This window comes from Sphingobacterium shayense, assembly GCF_013179575.1.
GTDB classification, from domain to species: Bacteria; Bacteroidota; Bacteroidia; order Sphingobacteriales; family Sphingobacteriaceae; genus Sphingobacterium; species Sphingobacterium shayense.
This window is the reverse complement of record NZ_JABMCQ010000039.1, coordinates 20,325-27,194: the sequence shown is the minus strand read 5'-3', so window position 1 is coordinate 27,194 and position 6,870 is coordinate 20,325. Positions and strand designations below refer to the sequence as shown.

Here is a 6,870-nt window from a genome sequence, read left to right as displayed (position 1 = left end):
AAAATACAATCATAACCTAATGTAGTCTTCGTGTTGCCATCAAATACAAGGTTCCCATCAACAAAAACTTGCACAGGATAACTACGTGAGCGAAAATTGTTCACTTTAATATCTAACTCGTCAATTTGGGAATATTCCTTTAATTTATACTCAACCCATGCGTTTTCCAACTTTCCATCATTGGCCCAGTCCGAGAGTTCATTATCATCGAATGAAGCTAATACGTTGTCCTCGTTCGCCCCCGCCGTCGCCTCTTCAATTTCCAAGCTCCTTCGTACAATTTTTGGTGCAGGGATATCTAGTCCTTCTCCACGATCCAAATTTGACGGTAGATTTTCATCAGATCGTTTCACAAATAGATCATTCTTCGCTTCGATAGGTATTATTTCCCATTTCACGCTGTCTGTTAAAAGTCCGTTAGCATGAGCCTGAAGCAAGACCTCACCACTTCGCATATACTCGCTACGCAGCAGTACTCTATTTACACCGCATTCTACTGGAAGCGATTTACTACCAACATAGTTTCCCGGGCCTTGCGCAATACCTCCAAGCCACTTCATTGGGCCACGAAACGAGAAGTCAATCATATTTGTTGCTGTAGGACATCGCCGGCCTTGTTTATCCAGTATCTCTACTTCCACCAGAACCATATCGTGTCCATCGGCATAGAGTCCGTTTGCCCCGTGCCTATAATTCAGCTTAACTCTATAAGGTTCGCCAGCAGTTTGTAAAGATGATTCGTTAACAACATTTCCATCATTATCATACGAACGGACCAAAATGGTTCCCTTCTCGAATGTAACATTGGCAAAAGTGAACAAAAAATTATAGGAACGTTGACCGAAACCTTGACTTTTACCATTAACAAAAAGCTCTACTTTCTGCCCAGCACTCACCACATGAATATCCTTTTTTGTCCCGGCAGGATAATTCCAGTGACCTATTATATGTAATCCTTTGGGATCAGGTGTCACCCAACCATCCCACATCACTTTATGGGCAAAATACGCGTCTTTTGGAATACGCATAGCATCTACTTCACCGCTCCGACGGTAATTTTCTTCGCCCCTATAATGCGTATTGGAATCTGAAAATATAATATTCACTCCTCCCGAACTTACCCTATTACCCGTTCCCGGACGTACGCGATAATATTCCCACCATCGGCGCACAGCTTCAATGGCGTGTTGATCCTGATTACGGTTGTATTCACTCGCGTCATTTCCTTTATACCGAGGGCCATCTCCCTCTTTATGAAATGGATAACTATACTCATCCCAATACTTACGTAGCCCCTCGTCACGCATGTATTCGGTAGCAATCATCGGATGACGCTTAGATTTATTAATATAAAGCATCTCCCCTCCGTATTCCGCTATTTTACTATCAAGCATCTCTCGTGACCCAATAGCACGGCCACCATAGGGGTCGTATTGATCTCTGATAGCAATCATCTCCGCCATGTGGTCTTCGGAAATCGATTCATTGCCAGATTCATAAAAAAGCACACTCGGACTATTGCGATAATAGACAATAGCATCTCGCATAAGCATCGTGCGCTGCTCCCAACGTCTCCCCTGAGCATCTCTTTCCGCATCACCCGCGGGTAGCATCTGCATTAATCCAACTCGATCACAAGATTCAACGTCCTGTTTCCATGGCGTAACATGCATCCATCGTACAAGACTAGCACCACTTTCAACCATAAGCTTGTTACTATAATCACTGAGCCATGGTGCCACAGAGAGACCTACCGATGGCCATTCGTTGCTTGTCCGTTGTGCGTATCCCTTCATCATTAATATTTGATCATTGAGATAGACCATCCCGTTACGAAATTCGGTCTTACGAAAGCCTGTTTTTGTTTCTACAAGATCAGTAACGACCTCGTCATGCACGAGTTGAGTTTGAATGCTATATAAATAGCCGTACCCCCAGTTCCAGAAGTTTACCTCTTGAAGGCTGTCTACGGCATGTAATATCTTTGTTTCTCCAGCCAAAAGCTCGTAATCAGTCGAAAAAGTATTGACTATTTTACCCGTAGCATCACGTACGTCAACGACAAATGTTCCTCGTTTTCGAGCTCCAGACTCGTTCCGAACCTGCGACTCTACGTGTAACTCGAGTGTTTTAGCCGGAATATTTATACCTTTTGCATATATGTACACCCCTGTCGTCCCTAAATTTGAATATAGCGGCAAAGTTTGATATTCACTTGCAGTAAAATGTATCCATACGTTTTTAGGAATACCCCCGTAATTAGCGTTGAAATTTTTATCATTCCATTGATAAGGTGTCTGGCTATCCTTTTCGAGATATTGCCAAGAATTATCGGTACGAACGCTTATTACATTTTCTCCTTTTCGCAACAACATTTTAGAAATATCAATCCCAACAGCCATCACGCCGTTTTCGTGGCGTCCAACGAATTGCCCGTTAACATAAAACTCAGCTCCGTGACGGAGACCTTCAAATTCCAAGAATACTTTATCCCAGTTTATACTATCTGGAATAATAAACTTCTTCCTGTACCATGCCACATTCGTGCTGTGTTCATGTATCGGCTTAGCGAAAGCTTCGCTCTCATTCCAGGCATGAGGTAATGTAACTTTTTGCCATTTCGAGTCGTCAAAATCCGGCGAAGACGCACCGGGAATGTCTCCAACGTGTAATTGCCAGCCTGCGTTAAAACTAAAGTGTTGCCGCTGCGCGCGTGCAGAGAAACAAGCTAAAAAGCATAGCAAAACAATAATTTTCATCCAGAAATCTTTTTTTACATGCATCCTTATTGTTCTACTTGCCGAGTATTTTGTAAACTTCACTTCCTGCCAAAAGAAAGCATCCAAGCCCATAATCCTCAAAATCAGGCACACTTGAAAAACTCACAGGCTGCCCGTCTTTAGGTTCCTTTCCTGTACCTTGTAGATAACCCAAAAAACCCGAGGGATGTACTGCTTCATTTACCATTGCATTCCACCCCCTATGTATCGAAGACCTGAAGGTAGATTCATCTAATATTCCATTGCGAACGCCCCAAGCCATGGCGTAAACGAATAGCGCCGTGCCCGAGGTCTCTCTACCACCAAAGTGGGTGGGATCGTGCAAGCTGACGTTCCAAAATCCATCGGCTCGTTGCGCACTAAGTACACCCATCATCAGGTCTTTATAATCCTGCATATAAACCTCCCTGAATTGGGCATCAGGCGGCAATATTTCTAAAACACGAACCAAGGCCGCTGCAACCCAACCATTTCCGCGTGACCAATAACAGTCTTCACCATTTGGTTCAGTATACGGCGGTACGAAATCCTTATCGCGCCACCACAGCTTATCCTCGGAGTTATATAAGCCTCCCCCTTCTACATTTCGAGAATAGAGATACAATTGATGCATATGTTCGAAATATTTTTTATCCTCGAAAAGCACCCCCATTTTCGCATATACAGGCATTGCCATCTGTATGGCATCTACCCAGGTCCAATCGTCAACCTTACCCGAGGCTATGATGAAATCGATATTCGCCTTTATATCCACGATGCGTTCCTCACGCGGATCCATCTCGTAAAGATCTAAATAAATCTGGCCACATGCCTGATCATCCGCATTTCGTGTCTGGGTTCCATTGCGTAGTCCCCACCGATGGCTTGCGCCCCAATCGACAGCATAATCGTAGTAGCGTTGTTGGGGATCGATCTGATTTAAAGCAAGCAGACCCTCATAGTAGACCGCTCTGGTCCAAATATTACTAGGCCGCCAGCGAGTCGTATACACCGGTTTTCCCGTGTCCGGCCATTTCCCCATAAAATAGTCATTTGCTTGTCGGAGTACAGCTATTACTTCGTTTTTATTCGGCTGTTCAACCGGAATATTTTTCTTAGTAGCACAACCACCCCATAGGCAGGCGGCAATAAGTAAACTATAGATTATTGTTGGTTTTGGCATATTCGATTCGTATGGATAATTAAGTGAGAACCATTCGTGATTATATCCGTAGTAAAAAGGTTATATTTTCTATTATCGGTGCCGCGCACGGCCATTCCTCTGCATTCAAACGCTATCAGTTTAAATACCGTGCTAATCCAGCAACGTCATTTTTTGCAATAAAGTTTTTCAAAATTCGAGCGTTTAGTTGTGCCCCTGCTAGGGTTGTATGCGTGTGATCGACCTCACCGAAGTAGGTTTCCGAAACATGCTCTTCGCCTTCTTTCTCATATACGTCAATAATCAAAGCATTTAGAGGTATAAAAAAAGCTCCACTCTGCTCAGCCGCCTGCATAGCCCATTTGGGATAGTCATTGCGAACCACCTTATCTCCATTCCAGGCATCTCGTGGTATGGGCGAACATATGATGGCAACTGCTCCCTTATCCTGAATATTTTTTACAAAGCGCCGCAAATAAAATCCATAACTGTATACAACTTCTTTCTGCCCGAGTAATGGATTATTCACTATCTCAAATTTATTGTCATTGCCTTTAAATGTACCTCGGGCGCGCGTGGTATCCACGACTGGACTCGTATCATTATGTCCGAATTGCATCATAACGAAATCACCCGGTCGGAGGCTATCTAACACTTGTTGCCAAAGTTTTGGATTATTATAAAATGTCCGACTACTTGTTCCCCCACGGGCCTTATTTTGTACTTCAATCTCGTTTTCCTGAAAAAATTCACCGATAATACTACCCCACCCCCATTGTGCATTACTCCCATCCCCCTTGCCATTCTTGACTGTTGAATCTCCAATGATAAATAACCGAGGCCTTTCCTTTTTCAATAGAAAGGAACTCAAAAGAGAGACCGACAAAATCAATAAAATAGCGTTACAATATATTTTTGTTTTGTTTCCCATGTGTTAAAAAACTAGTTTGTGCTTTTGGACAATTTCGTCTTATCCAAATCCCCCCCGATAACTCCGTCATCTGCTGTCGCTACACCGATAGTAATCCCATGAACCCTTTTCTCAGCCCGAAGATCGGATACCGTTCTCTGAACATCGACGACACGTATGTTCTCATTTCGCTTGGGCAAATCCATTCCGGCACCTATGTAATAACCCGCATGTGGTGGTTGATTGTACGCGACATTTTGCCAAGCAACCCCAAGCCTATAGACTGGGTCTTGCATTAAAGTATATAGCCGATTCCGGGTAGGGATAGTGGTTGTATAAATCCGGATAGACTTGTTGTCATCAGCCCTAAGAATCAATTCCTCCCGCCAATCTCCAAGAATGTCTGCAGATAGTGAAGGTGTTCGTTTGGTTCCATTATTAGAAGTCGCTCCCTCAGCATGGAAGATAACACCATGCTTATATTTTTCGATGGTATTGTGATCCAGCATTTCTCTACTAAAATCATCATCCCACCAAATTAAGAAGTTGGCTTGCTCGGGTGCTCTACCCATCACCTTTCCTTTCATATCATAAAGATCTGAGCCGAGCCACCACATATAAGCGCCACGATGATCCGGGTCTATATTAGCAGCCAGGCCGCGGGGAACATCCTGGTCAATCGCACCCTTAAAAAGTATTTTCCCTGTTTTAGCATCTAATAGGGAAGCGCCGATCCCCCTCTTTCCACCCTTGAGCTCATGTATTCCGAAAATTTCAAATCCAGGACGGTCTGGATCTAGATCTGATACATGTAACGCATCGCCATGTCCCAATTTTGTTGTATAAAGACCAGTACCGTCGTCATCAATACACATTGCCCCGAAAATGATTTCATCTTTCCCATCCTGGTCCACGTCAGCAACAGACAAGCTATGATAGCCCTGTCCGGCATAGGGATGGGTTCCAGTTTTTGTATCAAAAACCCAGCGTGGCACGAGTTTCTTATCCTTAAAATCCCAAGCAACGAGAGCTGTGCGCTCATAATAGCCTCTGGTCATTACAAGACTTGGGTGTACACCATCTAAATAAGCAATCCCACCTAGATAACGTTCGCTACGATTTGCTTGATCATCTCCCCATGTTTTTAACTCCCCGCGTTCAGGCAAATAGTCTGTCGTTGATATAGCTGCGCCGGTCAGCCCATCAAACACAGTCAGATATTCCGGTCCCTCTAAAATACGCCCGAAATTTCTGGAGGCACTATCAAGTACTCGATAGTCAGCCGTGGAATCTCCCATCACCCACCCCAGCCCGTCACGCGTCCCATCAGCCGTCTTACAAACAAATTCTGCTCTACCATCATTATCCAAGTCGTAAACCATAAACTGTGTATAGTGGGCCCCCTCGCGAATATTTACACCTAAATCAATTTCCCAAAGCATCGTACCGTCGAACCGGTAAGCTTGGAAAATAGGTCTATCGGTAATTCCTAAATGCGAGTTATCATGAGCTTTTCCTGTCTGGTGAACAATGAGCTCGTAACTGCCATCGCCATCAAGATCCCCAACAGACATATCTGAGGGCGTATAACCTTCGGGCGTGTTCATACGAACCTCTAAATAGGATTTTACCGGCGTCGTTTGAGTCAGTTCTAGCGTCGATTCTGTTGTTTCTCGCTTCCCTATTATGCGCGTCAAAGTATAGGTTACTTCTTTGCTTGGATCTAACTCGTTATCTTGAAAACAGGTGGATGCCACTATCGGTGTTTTTGTTAATCGAACTTTCTGCTCCCCCGCATATTGTCTATAAATATGAAACGGTGTATCAAAGTCATCGTTTGCAAGTAATCGCCAGCTGAAAAAAACGGACGACTCGCCGGTTTTGACGGCGATCATACTGCGATCAAGATATTCCATGTAACGTTGGCAATGAACAGGTCCGGCTAAAAGCAACAACGTCACGGTTAGCAGACATAATCCGGCTAATCTGCCTATCGATCTGGGTGTTGAATAATTATCCATACTATTTAGCTGGCTAGG

Annotated in this window: 4 protein-coding genes; all 4 read right to left on the bottom strand. The window is 44.0% G+C overall.

Annotated elements, in window-relative coordinates; translation table 11 throughout:
* On the bottom strand, window positions 1–2,759 hold a 2,759-nt coding region (locus tag HP439_RS06880; RefSeq protein ID WP_172389603.1), incomplete at its 3' end, for a DUF4982 domain-containing protein.
* A gap of 34 nt (window positions 2,760–2,793) precedes the next feature.
* Complete coding sequence (locus tag HP439_RS06875) at window positions 2,794–3,942, bottom strand: glycoside hydrolase family 88/105 protein (protein WP_172389602.1); 1,149 nt, start codon at window positions 3,940–3,942, stop codon at window positions 2,794–2,796.
* Window positions 3,943–4,057: 115 nt separating this feature from the next.
* Window positions 4,058–4,852 carry a rhamnogalacturonan acetylesterase gene (locus HP439_RS06870; protein WP_172389601.1) on the bottom strand — a complete coding sequence of 265 codons (795 nt, stop codon included), beginning with the start codon at window positions 4,850–4,852 and terminating at the stop codon, window positions 4,058–4,060.
* An 11-nt stretch (window positions 4,853–4,863) separates the two neighbouring features.
* Entirely contained in the window at window positions 4,864–6,852 is a 1,989-nt protein-coding gene (locus tag HP439_RS06865; protein ID WP_172389600.1) for a rhamnogalacturonan lyase, read from the bottom strand.
* Between the last annotated feature and the right edge of the window lie 18 nt (window positions 6,853–6,870).

Excerpts from the sequence above, each read along its gene's own strand:
- HP439_RS06875 (WP_172389602.1), bottom strand. The coding sequence starts at position 3,942 with ATGCCAAAACCAACAATAATCTATAGTTTACTTATTGCCGCCTGCCTA.
- HP439_RS06870 (WP_172389601.1), bottom strand. The coding sequence starts at position 4,852 with ATGGGAAACAAAACAAAAATATATTGTAACGCTATTTTATTGATTTTG.
- HP439_RS06865 (WP_172389600.1), bottom strand. The coding sequence starts at position 6,852 with ATGGATAATTATTCAACACCCAGATCGATAGGCAGATTAGCCGGATTA.